Origin of the sequence: Klebsiella sp. WP3-W18-ESBL-02, from assembly GCF_014168815.1 — a bacterium.
Lineage (GTDB): Bacteria > Pseudomonadota > Gammaproteobacteria > Enterobacterales > Enterobacteriaceae > Kluyvera > Kluyvera ascorbata_B.
Map to the genome: position 1 here is coordinate 340055 of NZ_AP021972.1, position 16470 is coordinate 356524.

Annotated in this window: 15 protein-coding genes; 8 read left to right on the forward strand and 7 right to left on the reverse strand. The window is 55.4% G+C overall.

Going from position 1 to position 16470, the window contains the following annotated elements; genetic code table 11:
• Positions 1-52: 52 nt before the first annotated feature.
• A complete protein-coding gene (locus tag H7R56_RS01650) occupies positions 53-997 on the reverse strand; it encodes a LysR family transcriptional regulator (RefSeq protein WP_106925049.1) in 945 nt (314 codons plus the stop codon).
• Positions 998-1115: 118 nt separating this feature from the next.
• Here H7R56_RS01650 and H7R56_RS01655 point away from each other — a divergent pair, with 118 nt between their 5' ends.
• Positions 1116-1856 (forward strand): MipA/OmpV family protein, encoded by a 741-nt coding sequence (locus H7R56_RS01655; protein ID WP_106925050.1) that lies wholly within the window; start codon positions 1116-1118, stop codon positions 1854-1856.
• A 106-nt stretch (positions 1857-1962) separates the two neighbouring features.
• On the opposite strand, the gene gorA is transcribed toward H7R56_RS01655, so the two are convergent.
• Positions 1963-3315 (reverse strand): glutathione-disulfide reductase, encoded by a 1353-nt coding sequence (gene gorA / locus H7R56_RS01660; RefSeq protein ID WP_106925051.1) that lies wholly within the window; start codon positions 3313-3315, stop codon positions 1963-1965.
• Positions 3316-3420: 105 nt separating this feature from the next.
• On the reverse strand, positions 3421-4263 hold the full coding sequence (locus tag H7R56_RS01665) for a 23S rRNA (adenine(2030)-N(6))-methyltransferase RlmJ (RefSeq protein ID WP_106925052.1): 843 nt from the start codon (positions 4261-4263) through the stop codon (positions 3421-3423).
• 193 nt (positions 4264-4456) lie between these two features.
• On the opposite strand from H7R56_RS01665, the gene prlC reads away from it, so the two are divergent.
• Together prlC and rsmJ are read left to right on the forward strand one after the other, a co-directional pair.
• Positions 4457-6499 carry an oligopeptidase A gene (prlC, locus tag H7R56_RS01670; protein ID WP_106925053.1) on the forward strand — a complete coding sequence of 681 codons (2043 nt, stop codon included), beginning with the start codon at positions 4457-4459 and terminating at the stop codon, positions 6497-6499.
• An 8-nt stretch (positions 6500-6507) separates the two neighbouring features.
• Positions 6508-7257, forward strand: coding sequence for a 16S rRNA (guanine(1516)-N(2))-methyltransferase RsmJ (gene rsmJ, locus H7R56_RS01675; protein WP_106925054.1), 750 nt, complete (start codon positions 6508-6510; stop codon positions 7255-7257).
• Between the two features lie 106 nt (positions 7258-7363).
• Here the strand turns inward: rsmJ and H7R56_RS01680 are convergent, their stop codons facing one another.
• On the reverse strand, positions 7364-8563 hold the full coding sequence (locus tag H7R56_RS01680) for an NAD(P)/FAD-dependent oxidoreductase (RefSeq protein WP_106925055.1): 1200 nt from the start codon (positions 8561-8563) through the stop codon (positions 7364-7366).
• Positions 8564-8795: 232 nt separating this feature from the next.
• Between H7R56_RS01680 and H7R56_RS01685 the strand changes: the two genes are divergently transcribed.
• Complete coding sequence (locus H7R56_RS01685) at positions 8796-9305, forward strand: RrF2 family transcriptional regulator (RefSeq protein ID WP_106925056.1); 510 nt, start codon at positions 8796-8798, stop codon at positions 9303-9305.
• 44 nt (positions 9306-9349) lie between these two features.
• Here the strand turns inward: H7R56_RS01685 and uspA are convergent, their stop codons facing one another.
• Positions 9350-9787 (reverse strand): universal stress protein UspA, encoded by a 438-nt coding sequence (gene uspA, locus H7R56_RS01690; protein ID WP_106925057.1) that lies wholly within the window; start codon positions 9785-9787, stop codon positions 9350-9352.
• A 380-nt stretch (positions 9788-10167) separates the two neighbouring features.
• Here uspA and uspB point away from each other — a divergent pair, with 380 nt between their 5' ends.
• Positions 10168-10503 (forward strand): universal stress protein UspB, encoded by a 336-nt coding sequence (gene uspB, locus H7R56_RS01695; RefSeq protein WP_035894834.1) that lies wholly within the window; start codon positions 10168-10170, stop codon positions 10501-10503.
• 60 nt (positions 10504-10563) lie between these two features.
• Here the strand turns inward: uspB and pitA are convergent, their stop codons facing one another.
• Positions 10564-12051, reverse strand: coding sequence for an inorganic phosphate transporter PitA (gene pitA / locus H7R56_RS01700; protein WP_182928498.1), 1488 nt, complete (start codon positions 12049-12051; stop codon positions 10564-10566).
• 230 nt (positions 12052-12281) lie between these two features.
• Here pitA and H7R56_RS01705 point away from each other — a divergent pair, with 230 nt between their 5' ends.
• Positions 12282-13472: a BaiN/RdsA family NAD(P)/FAD-dependent oxidoreductase gene (locus H7R56_RS01705; RefSeq protein ID WP_106925059.1), complete on the forward strand. Its 1191-nt coding sequence runs from the start codon at positions 12282-12284 to the stop codon at positions 13470-13472.
• Between the two features lies 1 nt (position 13473).
• Here H7R56_RS01705 and H7R56_RS01710 read toward each other — a convergent pair whose 3' ends face one another.
• On the reverse strand, positions 13474-14340 hold the full coding sequence (locus H7R56_RS01710; RefSeq protein WP_106925186.1) for a LysR family transcriptional regulator: 867 nt from the start codon (positions 14338-14340) through the stop codon (positions 13474-13476).
• 99 nt (positions 14341-14439) lie between these two features.
• Between H7R56_RS01710 and H7R56_RS01715 the strand changes: the two genes are divergently transcribed.
• Together H7R56_RS01715 and arnB are read left to right on the forward strand one after the other, a co-directional pair.
• Positions 14440-14946 (forward strand): phenolic acid decarboxylase, encoded by a 507-nt coding sequence (locus H7R56_RS01715; RefSeq protein WP_106925060.1) that lies wholly within the window; start codon positions 14440-14442, stop codon positions 14944-14946.
• Positions 14947-15330: 384 nt separating this feature from the next.
• Positions 15331-16470 carry a UDP-4-amino-4-deoxy-L-arabinose aminotransferase gene (gene arnB, locus H7R56_RS01720; RefSeq protein WP_106925061.1) on the forward strand — a complete coding sequence of 380 codons (1140 nt, stop codon included), beginning with the start codon at positions 15331-15333 and terminating at the stop codon, positions 16468-16470.

The window sequence follows — 16470 nt, forward strand, 5'->3', positions numbered from 1 at the left end:
TATGAAATGAGCAAACTTTTGCTGCGTTTGCCGAGGTGTTTTTTTGCTGACGCTAGGGCTGCTGGGTTTGCGCCACCTGACGGCGAAGCTCAGCCAACACCTCATCCAGGATGTACTGTACTCGCCAGGGCTGGTACTCACGCTTGCGGTAGATGACCACCAGGTCCAGCCACCATTCATACTGTTGGGCAAAGCAGGGTGCGAGACGACCGGATTCGATATCGGCCTGTACGCTACTCTTTGGCGCAAAGACGATCCCCAGATCGTTACGCGCCAATTCAAGCGCTGACTGGGTATTGTCGCAAATGTAGTTACCCTCAACGCGAAAATCACGGTATGCCTCGCTGCCGGCTAGCCCAAAGCGCCAGATATTGGCCTCGTCGATCATCATGGAATCCATCAGAATACAGGAGTGCTGTGCCAACTCGTCCGGCGAACTCATTGGATGTTGTGCCAGATAGCGAGGGCTGGCATACGCGCTGAGGACATATTTGGTGATATAGTTGGCGACCAGCGATTCATTTTTAGGCTGTACGCAGGAAATCAAAATATCACAATCATCAGGAAAATCAGAGCCCTCATATAAAGACTTTCGTTCCAGGTTAAATGTTTTTAAATATAAATTAATATTGCCGATATCTTTTATTTTATTGACAACGTTACGAGCCAGGTAAGCGTTAATCATCGTCGGTGCATAAACCGTGACCCGACCTTTTTTTTCATGCTTATAGTCAGCGATGAAATTATTTAGCTGGGTTTCTTTTTCCAGCAGTTCGTTGACATAGGGGATCAGCGCCTCGCCAAAACGGGTTAGCGACAGTTTACGGGAACTGCGTTCAAAAATCTTCAGGCCAATTTTAGATTCTACATCAGCGAGATACTTGCTTACGTTGCCCTGGGCCATGCCCAGCGCAGTGGCGGCGTGGCTGACGTTCTCGCTGGCAGCAATCACCGATATTATTTTTAATTCTTGCGGCTTAATCTGGAGTTTCTTCATTGCCTGGCTCTATATATAAATTGATATAGTTCTATATAAATATTGCGATTGCAGCAATATAAATACAAATATTATCATATTTTCTATCAGGATATGATAGTAGGTTGGAAGAACGGGAATGTCAATTAAGCACAGCGCGCTGCTACTTTTGTTAGCGCCATTTATGTCCAATGTTGTGGCATCAGAATTATCCGTTGGTGCCGGAGTTATTTATAATGAATCACCCTGGCGTGGATATAATGAAAATACCCATGCGGTGCCTATCGTAAATTATGAAGGTGATTCTTTTTATATTCGGCAGACCACATTAGGCTACGCGCTCTTTAAAACCCCACGTGATGAAGTCAGCCTGACCGCTTCCTGGATGCCGCTTACCTTTGACCCGTCGGATAACGACGATAGCGCCATGAAGCAGCTGGATAAGCGTCACAGTACCGCCATGGCGGGCATGGCATGGTATCACCATGAAAAGTGGGGCAGCCTGAAGCTGTCGGCGGCGGCGGATGTTCTGGACAACAGCGATGGCTGGGTTGGCGAGCTGTCCTGGTTCCGCGTATTGCCGGTGGGCAAGCTGTCGGTGATTCCCGCGGCGGGTGTCTATTATTACGATGACCGCTTTAACCGCTACTACTATGGCGTGTCGGGCGCAGAGTCCCGGCGTAGCGGCTTAGCGACGTGGTCGCCAGCGGAGAGCTGGATGCCGTACGTAGGCCTGACGGTGAAATATCCGCTGACCCGTAGCCTGATTCTGATGGCGAATGCGACCTATAGCGTGCTGCCCAATGAAATTAAAAACAGCCCGATGGTCGACCGCGATGACAGCTTTACTCTGTTGACCGGCATCAACTGGCGGTTCTGATTGCCGGATGGCGGCGTAAACGCCTTATTCGGCCTACCGCTCACCGGATCACCGGCATAAAAAAGCCAGACCGAAGTCTGGCTCTTTTTCATCTAGGCGGCCCGCGTTAACGCATGGTCACGAACTCTTCCGCAGCCGTTGGGTGAATAGCAACGGTGTTGTCGAAGTCTTTCTTGGTTGCGCCCATCTTCAGTGCAACCGCGAAGCCTTGCAGCATTTCATCCATCCCGAAACCAATGCCGTGAATACCGACAATTTTCTCTTCCGGGCCCACGCAGACCAGCTTCATACGGCAAGGCTGGCGATGCGACGTTACAGCGGTATACATGGCGGTGAAGGAGGATTTGTACACCTTCACGGCGTCGTCGCCGTACTGTTCACGCGCCTGCGGCTCGGTCAGACCGACGGTGCCGATAGGCGGATGGCTGAAGACCACGGTCGGAATGTTGCTGTAGTCGAGATGCTCGTCCGGCTTGTTGTTGAACAAGCGCTCTGACAGACGACGGCCTGCGGCGACCGCCACCGGCGTTAGCTCAACCGCGCCGGTGTTATCGCCCACAGCATAAATGCCAGGTACGTTGGTATTCTGGAACTTATCAACGACGATGTAGCCTTTATCGTTGGTTTTTACGCCGGTTGCTGCCAGATTGAAATCGTCGGTCGCCGGTTCGCGGCCAATCGCCCAGATCAGGCAATCAACGGTCTGGCTACGGCCATCTTCCAGTTCCAGCGTCAGGCTGCCGTCGGCATTTTTGACCACGGCCTTTGGAACGGCGTGGGTGTGCAGCTGCGGGCCTTCGGCGTTCATCACTTCCACCAGCGTATCGACAATCAACGGGTCGAAGCTGCGCAGCGGCGCGTGTTTACGCACGAACAGGTGGGTTTCTGCGCCCAGGCCATTAATCACGCCAGCCAGTTCAACGGCGATGTAGCCGGCACCGACTACCGCGACGCGTTTCGGCAGCGCTGGCAGTTCGAAGAACCCGTTGGAGTCGATACCGTACTCAACGCCGGGAATATCCGGGTGGCTCGGACGGCCGCCGGTTGCGATCAGGATATGATCGGCGGTGATCGTTTCGCCGTTCACTTCAATGGTTTTCGCATCGACGAAGCGCGCAAAGCCTTTAATGACATCGACCTTATTTTTGCCCAGCACGTTGTCATAGGAGGTATGGATACGGTCAATGTACGCGGTGCGGCTGGCAATCAGCTTATCCCAGCCGAAATGATTAATGGTGGTATCGAAACCGTAGTCCGGGCCATACAGATGAATCGCTTCGCGAATCTGCGCGGCATGCCACATCACTTTTTTCGGTACGCAGCCGACGTTCACGCAGGTACCGCCCAGATCTTTGGCTTCAATCAGCGCGCACTTCTGGCCGTACATGGCCGCACGGTTAATCGAGGCGATACCGCCGCTGCCGCCGCCGATGGCGATGTAATCGTAATGTTTGGTCATGGCCGCTCCTCAAACGTTCAATGTCGAGCGGGTGAGCGTCATGCTCCCCGCCAAAATACTCGCGATTGTATACCTGAAACTGATAGGTTCCACCGATGCCTGTGATTACTCCGGCACAATCCAGTTCACCAACGTGTGGCCGATGCCCGCAGGCACCAGCTTAGCGTGCAGCCACGGCAGCACGTTGTTCATCTGCGCTTCCAGCTTCCACGGCGGGTTGATGACGATCATGCCGGAAGCGGTCATACCACGCTGGTCGCTGTCAGGGCGCACCGCCAGCTCAATTTGCAGGATCTTGCGAATGCCGGTTTCTTCCAGATCGTGGATCATGCGCTTAATCTGCTGGCGCAGCACCACCGGATACCACAGCGCGTAGGTGCCGGTCGCAAAGCGCTTGTGCCCTTCAACGATGCCGCTCACGACCGCCTGATAGTCGTTTTTGATTTCGTACGGCGGGTCGATAAGAACCAGACCACGACGGGAAACCGGCGGCAGCTTCGCTTTCAGTTGCTGATAGCCGTCCGCCCGCTCAACGCGCGCGCGGCTGTCTTTCTGGAATTCTGAGCGCAGCAGCGGGAAGTCGCTTGGGTGCAGCTCGGTCATTTGCAGGCTGTCCTGCTCGCGCAGCAGCTGGCGGGCAATCAGCGGTGAACCCGGGTAGTAGCGCAGCTGGCCGCTGCGGTTGAAATGCTCAACCACGGAAATATAGGGCTCCAGCTCGGTTGGCAGGTCATCCTGCTGCCAGATGCGGGCGATCCCTTCCAGATATTCACCGGTCTTTTCGGCGTGCTCGCCGCTCAGCTGATAGCGGCCGGCACCGGCGTGAGTATCCAGATAGAGAAACGGTTTTTCTTTCTCTTTCAGCGACTCGATGATCAGACTCTGAACGGTGTGTTTTAGGACGTCGGCGTGGTTGCCTGCGTGAAAGCTATGGCGATAACTGAGCATGGATACGGATATTCCGGGAAGTAAACAAGATAGCCGATAGTTTACCGCAGATCCGCCAGGATTGCCGCCCTCGTCCATCGAGAGCGGAACATCCTGCCCTGACGTTGAAATTCAGCCAACTATCCCCCATTCTAGATCCATAGCTAAAGCGCCGTTGAGCGCTTCATTTCTTTCTTAGACCAGGACTGCGCATATGACCAATCCATTACTGACGCCCTTCGAACTGCCGCCGTTTTCCCAAATTCAGCCTGAGCATGTTGTTCCCGCCGTGACCAAAGCGTTGAACGATTGCCGTGAAAACGTGGAACGCGTCGTGGCGCAGGGTGCGCCGTACACCTGGGAAAATCTCTGCCAGCCGCTGGCCGAAGTGGACGACGTGCTGGGACGTATTTTTTCGCCGGTCAGCCACCTGAATTCGGTGAAAAACAGCCCGGAACTGCGCGAAGCCTACGAACAAACGCTGCCGCTGCTGTCTGAATACAGCACCTGGGTTGGCCAACATGAAGGCCTGTATAAGGCCTACCGCGACCTGCGGGACGGTGACACCTATGCCACCCTGAGCGTGGCGCAGAAAAAAGCGGTCGACAACGCGCTGCGCGATTTTGAGCTGTCCGGTATCGGCCTGCCGAAAGAGAAGCAGCAGCGCTATGGCGAAATCGCCACCCGCCTGTCCGAGCTGGGGAACCTGTATAGCAATAACGTGCTGGATGCCACGATGGGCTGGACGAAGCTAGTCACCGATGAAGCCGAGCTGGCAGGTATGCCGGAAAGCGCGCTGGCGGCGGCGAAGGCTCAGGCGGAAGCCAAAGAGCAGCAGGGCTACCTGCTGACGCTCGATATCCCGAGCTATCTGCCGGTGATGACCTACTGCGACAACCAGGCGCTGCGTGAAGAGCTGTATCGCGCCTATTCCACCCGCGCCTCTGACCAGGGGCCGAACGCCGGTAAGTGGGATAACACGCCGGTGATGGAAGAGATCCTCGCCCTGCGTCACGAACTGGCGCAACTGCTGGGCTTTGAAAGCTACGCCTTTAAATCACTGGCCACCAAAATGGCAGAGAATCCGCAGCAGGTGCTCGATTTCTTAACCGATCTGGCGAAACGCGCCCGCCCGCAGGGTGAAAAAGAGCTGGCCCAGCTGCGTGCCTTCGCGAAAGCCGAGTTTGGCGTTGATGAGCTTCAGCCGTGGGACATCGCCTACTACAGCGAAAAACAGAAACAGCACCTCTACAGCATCAGCGACGAGCAGCTGCGCCCGTACTTCCCGGAAAACAAAGCCGTTAACGGCCTGTTTGAAGTGGTTAAACGAATTTATGGCATTACCGCGAAAGAACGTACCGACGTGGATGTCTGGAACCCGGAAGTCCGTTTCTTCGAGCTGTATGACGAAAACAACGCGCTGCGCGGCAGCTTCTACCTCGACCTGTATGCCCGTGAACATAAACGCGGCGGGGCGTGGATGGATGACTGCGTCGGCCAGATGCGTAAAACCGACGGCACGCTGCAAAAGCCGGTTGCCTATCTCACCTGCAACTTTAACCGTCCGGTGAACGGCAAACCCGCGCTGTTTACCCACGATGAAGTGATTACCCTGTTCCACGAGTTCGGTCATGGTCTGCACCATATGCTGACCCGTATCGAAACTGCCGGTGTTTCCGGTATTAATGGGGTACCGTGGGATGCGGTCGAACTGCCGAGCCAGTTTATGGAAAACTGGTGCTGGGAGCCGGAGGCGCTGGCGTTTATCTCCGGTCACTATGAAACCGGCGAACCGCTGCCGAAGGCGCTGCTGGATAAAATGCTGGCGGCGAAAAACTATCAGGCGGCGCTGTTTATTCTGCGTCAGCTGGAGTTTGGTCTGTTCGACTTCCGCCTGCATGCGGAGTACAACCCGGAGCAGGGGGCGAAAGTCCTTGAAACGCTGGCTGAAATTAAGAAACAGGTCGCCGTGGTGCCTGGCCCTACCTGGGGTCGTTTCCCACACGCCTTCAGCCACATCTTTGCCGGTGGCTATGCCGCGGGTTACTACAGCTACCTGTGGGCCGACGTGCTGGCGGCGGATGCGTTCTCCCGCTTCGAAGAAGAGGGGATTTTCAACCGTGAAACCGGTCAGTCGTTCCTCGATAACATTCTGACCCGCGGTGGTTCTGAAGAACCGATGGCGTTGTTCAAACGCTTCCGCGGTCGTGAACCTCAGCTCGACGCCATGCTGGCGCATTACGGTATCAAGGGCTGATCGTTCGCGTGAAAATCTGTTTACTTGATGAAACGGGCGCCGGAGACGGCGCCTTATCTGTTCTGGCTGCCCGCTGGGGTCTGGAACATGACGAAGACAACCTGATGGCGCTGGTGATGACGCCGGAACACCTTGAGCTGCGCAAACGCGATGAACCTAAGCTCGGCGGCATTTTCGTCGATTTCGTTGGCGGCGCGATGGCGCACCGGCGCAAATTTGGCGGGGGGCGTGGCGAAGCGGTGGCGAAGGCGGTCGGTATTAAAGGCGATTACCTGCCGGACGTGGTCGATGCGACCGCCGGGTTGGGACGCGATGCGTTCGTGCTGGCCTCGGTGGGCTGTCGCGTGCGGATGCTGGAACGCAACCCGGTGGTTGCCGCCCTGCTCGACGATGGTTTGGCGCGCGGTTACGCCGATGCGGAAATTGGCTCTTGGTTACAGGAACGTTTGCAGTTAATTCACGCCTCAAGCCTGACGGCGTTAACCGATATCACGCCACGCCCGCAGGTGGTGTATCTCGATCCGATGTTCCCGCATAAGCAGAAAAGCGCGCTGGTGAAGAAAGAGATGCGCGTGTTTCAGTCGCTGGTGGGGCCGGATCTCGACGCCGATGGGCTGCTGGAACCGGCACGTCAATTGGCCACTAAACGCGTGGTGGTGAAGCGTCCGGACTACGCGCCGCCGCTGGCCGATGTGGCAACGCCGAATGCGGTGGTGACCAAAGGGCATCGGTTTGATATTTATGCGGGGACGGCCTAGGCCAGATGGTGAGCTATAGTGCCCGATGGCGCTACGCTTATCGGGCCTACAGTTCGGTGCCGCCAGTAGGCCGGATAAGGCGTTAGCCGCCATCCGGCATCACGGGTTAAACAAACGGAGCATAAGGGTCGGCAACCTCAAACGCTGCCGCACGCTCCGCCTTCGGCGGATAAATCAGTTCGCTCACAATGGATACCTTCAGCTTCTTCGCTTCTGCGCGCGTCAGTTTCACCTGCTGATCCCATCCTTCGGTATATACCGCGCCCCACGCGCCGAGATCCAGACAGGTGACGTACATCTCCTGACGATACGGCAGCGGTGCCACGTTCAGCAGGCTGGCGGCAGCGTTGTTACCGGCGAATTTACCCAGCAGAATGGCGTGCTGGCAGGTCATCAGCGCATGGTTGCCTTTGTCATCGGTGGCGGCGTAAGCCACGTCGCCGGTGGCGTAGATATCCTCATGGCCCACCACCTGCAGATTGGCATTGACATGCAGACGGCCCTGACGATCGCGCGGAGCATCAATCTGCGCGGTCAGGCCGTTAGCCTGTACGCCGACGGTCCAGATAACCGTCTGGGACGCAATTACCAGGCCATCTTTCAGCGTCACGCCTGAGGCGTCCACGCGCTCGACTTCAGCGTTGACCTTCCATTCTACGCCCAGTTCGGCGGAGGCTTCGATGATCACATCGCGCAGTGCTTTACTCCAGCGCCCGCCCGGCTGTGCGCCGCGTTCAACTACGACTACTCTAGTCTTAGCATCGGCACCCAGAATCTTACGCAGACGGCCCGGTAGCTCCAGCGCCATTTCAATGCCGGTAAAGCCGCCGCCGCAAACGACCACGGTATTGCGGGCATCGCTCTCTGGCTGCTGCGCCAGATCGTTAATGTGTTGCTCCAGAACGGTTGCGCTCTCCAGCTGGTCAAGATCGAACGCGTGCTCGGCGGCACCGGCGACGATATCACGGTTGACCTGGCTGCCGCTGGCGAGAACCAGACGATCGTAATGATGCAGGTGGTTTTCACCGCTGGCGTCTTTCCAGCTCACTTCTTTGGATCCTGGCAGGATCTGCTCGACGTGCCCTTGCAGGAAGCGTACGCCGGTGACATCGAACAGAGGCTGCAGCGGCGCGACCAGCGTCTGGACCGCATTTTCGTAAAAGCGCGGGCGTACGCGCAGCTCCGGCTGCGGCGCAATGACCGTGATATCAATAGGTTGCTGGTTTTTATCCGCCAGACGTGCGGCGCTGAGTGCTGCCCACATACCGGCAAAGCCAGCGCCGACGATCAGAATTTGTTTTTGCATTACGGTTATCTCACGGGTCACGTTGATTTATTGACTCGGATTTTATTTGTCGTAGTTTGGAAAAGCAATCGGATTTAGATCCTTTTCTCGAACCTGACGAGTTATTTGGGATTATGTATATGATAAGTAGATAATTAAATTATTTGTGTTCGAGAGATTAAGCGCGCTGTCTGGATTGCATGGCGTGAAAAAGATACAATAAACTCAGATTCATTTTGGCTGAGATAAGAGCATGGCATTCTACAGTTCCGGGGTTGAGTACGGCATTCATAGTCTGATGTGTATGGTGGATGGCAAAGGCGACGCCCGTGATATGAGCGTGCGCGAAATCGCCGAACTGCAGCGAGTGCCCTACGACTACCTGGCTAAAATCTTTACCCGCCTGTCGAAGGCTGGGCTGGTGCGCAGCAGCGAAGGGAAGGGCGGTGGCTTCCAGCTGGCAAAACCGGCTGAAGACATTACCGTGCTGGACGTGGCCAACGCCATTGACGGCGATAAACGCATTTTTGAATGCCGTGAGATCCGTCAGCGGCTGGCGGTGTTTGATGAGCAGCCGCCGGAGTGGGCATGCGAAGGCATTTGCGGCGTACGTTCGGTGATGGATATGGCGCAGCAGCGGATGGAAGAGGCGCTAGGCCAGCATACGATTCTCGATCTGGCGCGTAAGATGTACCGCAAAGCGCCGGACACCTTCGTGGTAGAAGTGCAGGAGTGGATTGCCGGGCGGAAAGGCGAGAAATAAAAACGCCTGCTTGCGCAGGCGTTTCACTATGCTCAACGCGAGATTTATTCTTCTTCGTCGTCGCGCAGCGGAACGATCAGCATATCGACGTGGACGGTGTTGATCAGCTGACGTGCGGACGACATCAGCTTGCTCCAGAAGTCCTGATGATGGCCGCACACCACCAGGTCCATGTCGTATTTCTTAATCGCATCAACCAGCACCTGGCCCAGATCGCCGCTGCCGCTCAGGGTCTCGGTGATAGGATAGCCAGCGTTGGTGGACAGCTCACTCAGCGCGTGGTGGGTCTCTTCGGAGATGCGTTTCTGCATATCGCCCAGATTGACGTCGATAAGCCCGGTATAGAGATCGGAATAGTTCACGTCAACGTGGATCAACGAGACTTTTGCATTGTAGGGGCGAGCCATTGAAACCGCTTTTTCCACCAGCACTTTGCTTTCCGGTGAAAGGTCGACCGCGATCAGAATGTGTTTGTAAGCCATAGTGTTACTCCTTCCATAAAGTTGTCGATGACTGTGGACCAGACAGCCCATGCGCTGTCCCTTGCCCGCGTCCTGCGTGCTAAACGCGCGGGATTTGCCCTTAAAGACCTAATTGTAGAAGATATTTCTACCTTATAGCGGCCTTGGGGCGCCGTCAATGCATCCGGTTCGCCAATTAGTTAAACAAATTTTTCCTGCTTACGTATTGATAACGATTAACCTTGTGGTAAAAAATTTAACTGATCTCCTACACTATTTAATGAGCCGATCGGATTAATTAACGTGATCCGAATCTCATTCTTTTTCTATTGGTGTGGGTGGGTTATTGGGGAGCGGTATGTCCTGCGAAGTCTCCGAGGACTGGTCGCCGGGGAGGCGTTATGATCAGCACGATTGCGCTGTTTTGGGCCCTGTGTGTCGTATGTGTAGTTAATATGGCACGTTACTTCTCATCGTTGCGTGCGTTATTGGTTGTGCTACGCGGTTGTGATCCCTTGCTTTATCAGTATGTTGACGGCGGTGGCTTTTTTACTTCGCACGGTCAACCGGGTAAACAAATGCGCCTGGTCTGGTATATCTACGGGCAGCGATACCGCGATCATCATGATGATGAGTTTATTCGCCGCTGTGAACGGGTTCGTCGCCAGTTTATTTTAACCAGTTCGCTATGCGGGCTGGTGGTGATTAGCTTGATTGCCCTGATGATTTGGCACTAAGTAAAAAAAACGGGCCAGTTTCCTGACCCGTTTTCTGTTTACTGCGACTGTGCGTAGCGTTTAGATAAGCTTGAGCGACAGCCAGTAGAGCACGCCGGACAGCAGGATAGAAGCTGGCAGCGTAAAGACCCAGGCCATCAGGATGTTCGTCACGGTTTTTCTTTGCAGACCGCCACCGTCAACCACCATGGTACCCGCCACGGAGGAGGACAGCACGTGGGTGGTGGATACCGGCATGCCGGTATAGCTTGCCAGACCGATGGAGACCGCAGATGTCATCTGTGCCGCCATGCCTTGGGCATAGGTCATGCCTTTCTTACCGATTTTCTCGCCGATGGTGGTCGCGACGCGACGCCAGCCGATCATCGTACCCACACCCAGCGCCAGCGCGACGGCCATAATAATCCAGATAGGCGCGTACTCGATGGTGCTCAGCATGTCCGTTTTCAGTTTCTTCAGCAGACGCTGATCGTCAGCGTTCACGTCCGGCATCTTCGCCACTTTATCCGTGGTGTCAGAGATGCAGAGCATGATACGACGCAGCTGGCCGCGCTGTTCCACGGAAAGAGTGTCATAGCTCTCAACGTTGGTCAGCATGGCTTTCGCACGGTCAAGCGCGTTGATGGTGTTCGCCGGATGGCAGTGGAATTCCACGGCGGCCTCGGCTTCCGGGGTTAGCGGCTCAGCGCTGTTCGCCACTTTCAGCAACAGCTCTGAGCGCTGCTGGAAGAAGGTTTCAACGTTGTTGACCGCATCGCGGGTACGGGTGATTTCGTAGCCGGACGCGTTCATGTTAACCACGAAACCCGCCGGTGCGACGCCAATCAGTACCAGCATGACCAGGCCAATGCCTTTCTGACCGTCGTTTGCGCCATGGGAGAATGCCACGCCAATCGCGGAAAGAATCAGGGCAATACGCGTCCAGAACGGCGGCTTTTTCTTACCGTCTTTCTTTTCACGCTCGGCAGGCGTCAGGTGGATACGGGCGCGTTTTTTGGTTCCGCTCCAGTAGCGACGCAGCAGGAAAATCAGGCCACCGGCCACGACCAGACCCACAATGGGCGAAATGATCAACGAGCCGAAAATATTAATGACTTTCGGAATGTTGAGCGCATCGACCACCGATGTGCCGGTCATCAGCGCATTGGTTAAACCAATACCGATAATCGCGCCAATCAGCGTGTGGGAGCTGGAAGCTGGCAGACCGAAATACCAGGTGCCAAGGTTCCATATAATGGCCGCCAGCAGCATGGAGAAGACCATGGCCAGGCCGTGTGCGGAGCCCATATTAAGCAGCAGGTCCGTTGGCAGCATATGCACAATCGCATAGGCAACGCTCAGACCGCCCAACAGGACGCCGAGGAAGTTAAAGATCGCCGCCATCGCAACGGCAAGCTGCGAACGCATAGCGCGGGTATAAATTACGGTAGCAACTGCATTCGCGGTATCGTGGAAGCCGTTAATCGCTTCGTAGAACAGAACGAACATCAGTGCCAGAACTAACAACAGCCCGGTGTGTAAATCCAGGCCTGCAAACAAATGTAACATAGGACGTTACGCCATTTTGAGGACATGAACGCGCGGCATTATCAGGGACATTGGCGGCGCGGGCAAAGTGAAATCTCTACTTTTTTTGATATTTATCCGTATTCGTTAAAAGGTTGAAAATAATTATTTCTGATGTATCAATCAGATAAGTCGGGTTTGTCGAGATTCCACTGGTATGACAACAATGAAAAATTTACACTTCCCGACAATACCTATGTTGAGGATAGTGCGTGGAAAGGTTTGATGCCATTGTAGTGGGTGCCGGAGCGGCGGGAATGTTTTGTGCAGCCATGGCGGGGCAGGCTGGCCGCCGCGTTTTGCTGTTGGATAACGGCAAAAAACCGGGGCGTAAAATCCTGATGTCCGGCGGTGGTCGCTGTAATTTTACTAACCTTTATGTCGAGCCCGCGGCCTATCTCAGTCAAAACCCGCATTTTTGCAAATCTGCTCTCGCGCGCTACACCCAATGGGACTTTATCGATTTGGTCGGCAAGCACGGTATTGCCTGGCATGAGAAGACCCTCGGGCAGCTGTTTTGCGATGATTCCGCGGAACAGATTGTTGCGATGCTGGTGGCTGAATGTGCAAAGGGTAACGTGACGACGCGCCTGCGCAGTGAAATTCTCAGCGTGGCCCGTAATGATGCCGGTTACACGCTAACGCTGAATGGCGACACGGTGGCGGCAGATAAGCTGGTGATCGCCAGCGGCGGCCTATCGATGCCGGGCCTCGGGGCATCGCCTTTCGGCTATAAAATTGCCGAGCAGTTTGGTCTGAAGGTCCTGCCGACCCGCGCCGGACTGGTACCGTTCACCCTGCATAAGCCAATGCTGGAACAGTTCCAGGTTCTGTCCGGCGTCTCCGTACCGTCGGTGATAACCGCTGAGGACGGTACGGTATTCCGCGAAAGCCTGCTTTTCACCCACCGCGGCCTGTCCGGCCCGGCAGTGCTGCAAATCTCCAGCTATTGGCAGGCCGGTGAGTTTGTCAGCATTAATCTGCTTCCGGACGTGGATCTGAGCACCTTTATTGATGAACAGCGCGCGGCGCACCCGAACCAAAGTCTGAAAAATACGCTGGCGATACTGTTGCCGAAGCGTCTGGTTGAGTGCCTGCAACAGCTTAGGCAAATTCCGGACGTTACGCTTAAACAGCTGAACGTGCGTGAGCAGCAGACGCTGGTAGACACCCTGACCTGCTGGCGCGTGCAGCCTAACGGCACCGAAGGCTATCGTACGGCGGAGGTGACCCTTGGCGGCGTGGATACTCACGAATTGTCGTCGCGCACCATGGAGGCGAAGAAAGCACCGGGCCTGTATTTTATTGGCGAAGTGATGGATGTGACCGGCTGGCTGGGCGGCTATAACTTCCAGTGGGCGTGGTCCAGCGCCTGGGCGTGCGCGCAGGCGCTGGCCGAATAAACTACTTCTCCTGCTGGTTAAACAGCGCCAGCAGCGTTTCCACCTGTTCGTCGAGCGGCGCTAAATCGCGTTTGACGATCAGGTGCAGCGGCGTCGCGCGACGCCCGCCGTGGCTGAGCGGCAGCGGTTTTAATAGCCCCTGCGCCAGCGCCGTCTGAATTCGCTCTTCCGGCAGCCAGCCGTACCCTACCTGATACATCACGGCGTCAATCGCCGCGTCAATCGTCGAGAAGGTCCACGCATCGCGCGTGTCCTGGCGGCTGCCGTCGCTATCGGCCATACGGATGAGCGGCCACGGGCGCAGCTGCTCTTCGCTCAGTGGCCCTTCCTGCTGGGCGAGGGGGTGATCGCGGTGGGCGACCGCGATAAAGTCAATATTCATTAGCCACTCGCCGCGCCCGGTTATGTCCTGACGGCGGGTGAGGACCATGACATCGGCCTCGGTCAGTACGAGGTCGCTATCGCCGGCGTTCTCCAGCACTTCAGTCAGGCGGACCTGGGTTTGCGGATAGCGTTGCTGGAACTGGCGCAGGATGGCGAACAGCCGCTCGCGGGGAAAAATACTGTCGACCACCAGATCCAGCCGGGTGCGCATCCCGTCGCGCAGCGTTAAGGCGCGGCTTTCTACCCAGGCGAAAGCCTTAAGCAGCGGCTTCACCTGGCCCAGCAGCAGTTCACCTGCTGGGGTAAGCACCGCGCGACGCCCCTCAGGCACCAGCAGCGCCACGCCGAGGCGCTCTTGCAGTAGCGACAGGTTGTAGCTGACCGAGGACTGGCTACGATGCGTTTCTTCAGCTGCTCGCGCAAAGCTCCCCAGTTCAACTACCTTTTCAAGTATTGCCCACTGTTCAAGGGTCGTTTTATGCATAATTGATTTAAAATTTAGATGAATTTCATCCAAACATAGCGTTATTCATTTATTTTTTAAAGCAATATGATCTCTGCATCGAAACAAGGAGATTTAAAGATGAGCAACTTTGATAAACATGATTTGAGCGGCTTCGTTGGCAAACATCTGGTCTACACCTATGACAACGGCTGGAACTACGAAATTTACGTGAAAAACGAGCAGACCCTTGATTACCGCATCCATAGCGGCCTCGTGGCGAACCGTTGGGTGAAAGATCAGCGCGCCTACATCGTCCGCGTGGCTGAGAGCGTCTACAAAATTTCCTGGACCGAACCGACCGGGACGGACGTTAGCCTGATTGCGAACCTCGGCGACAAACTGTTCCATGGAACCATCTTCTTCCCGCGCTGGGTGATGAATAATCCGGAAAAAACCGTCTGCTTCCAGAACGACCACATCCCGCTGATGAACGCGTATCGTGATGAAGGCCCAGCGTATCCAACTGAAGTCATTGACGAATTTGCGACAATTACCTTCATTCGTGACTGTGGCGCAAATAATGATAGCGTGATCGACCGTGCGGCCAGCGAATTGCCAAAAGATTTCCCGGCAAATTTACGTTGAGTATTAATACGGTCACAACACCGTGTTTATTACACTAATATGCAACGAACGTTAAATCGTCGAGAGTATAAAGCCCTTGTTTAACGTGTGTTGAATCATGTGAGCAAACGCCCAGTTACGATGTAATCTGGGCGTTTTTTTACATTAAATCCGTGTCTGGATATATCCTCATAAACTATTGATTTCGTTTACCAATCATTTATTGCGTCCGCCGCTGTGACTTTCTTAATCTTATCCTAAGATAACATTGGTACTTTTACCGCCATCGAATGTTGTCGGTTTGAATATCACGTTTATCTATTCCTGTTTTAAACAAAAACAACGCTCGAATCATTTATTGATGAGGCAGGTTTGCTCATTTGAGTAATAGGGTAAGGAACATTCATGAGTGATTTTCTGCCGTTTTCCCGCCCTTCGATGGGCGAGGCGGAGTTCGCGGCGCTCAAGGAAGTGCTGCAATCCGGTTGGATCACCACCGGGCCCAAAAACCAGGCGCTGGAAGAGGCGTTCTGTGCGCTAACGGGTAACCGTTTTGCTATCGCCGTCAGCTCGGCAACCGGCGGTATGCACGTCACGCTCATGGCGCTGGGCATTGGCCCCGGCGATGAAGTCATCACCCCCTCCCAGACCTGGGTTTCTACGCTGAATATGATTGTCCTGCTGGGGGCGACCCCGGTGATGATCGATGTCGATCGTGACAACCTGATGGTGACCCCAGAGGCTATCGAAGCCGCCATTACGCCGCGTACCAAAGCCATTATCCCTGTGCACTACGCGGGCGCACCGGCCGATATCGACGGTATTCGTGCGGTCGCTGAACGTCACGGCATTCCGGTGATTGAAGACGCGGCGCACGCGGCGGGTACGTACTATAAAGGCCAGCATATCGGTGCACAGGGAACGGCGATTTTCTCCTTCCATGCCATCAAGAACATGACCTGCGCCGAGGGGGGGCTTATCGTCACCGACGACGAGCCGCTGGCGAACCGCATTCGCAGCCTGAAATTTCACGGCCTGGGCGTTGACGCCTACGATCGCCAGACCCACGGCCGCGCGCCGCAGGCAGAGGTGATAAGCCCCGGCTTCAAATATAACCTCGCCGACATTAACGCCGCGCTGGCGCTGGTGCAGCTAGGTAAGCTGGGCCAGGCCAACCAGCGCCGCAGCGAGATTGCTCAGCGCTACGTGCGTGAGCTGGCAGATACCCCGTTCCAGCCGCTGGCCGTGCCGAGCTGGCCGCATCTGCATGCCTGGCATCTGTTTATCATCCGCGTTGACGAACAGCGCTGCGGCATCAGCCGCGATGCGCTGATGGAACAGCTTAAGGCCCAGGGCATAGGCACCGGGCTGCATTTCCGCGCTGCCCATACGCAGAAATACTATCGCGAGCGTTTCCCTGAGGTGTCATTGCCGAATACCGAATGGAACAGCGCGCGCATTTGTTCACTCCCTCTTTTCCCGGATATGACCGATGACGACACAACGCGCGTTATTACGGCGCTCCGTCAGTTAGCGGAGCGCTAA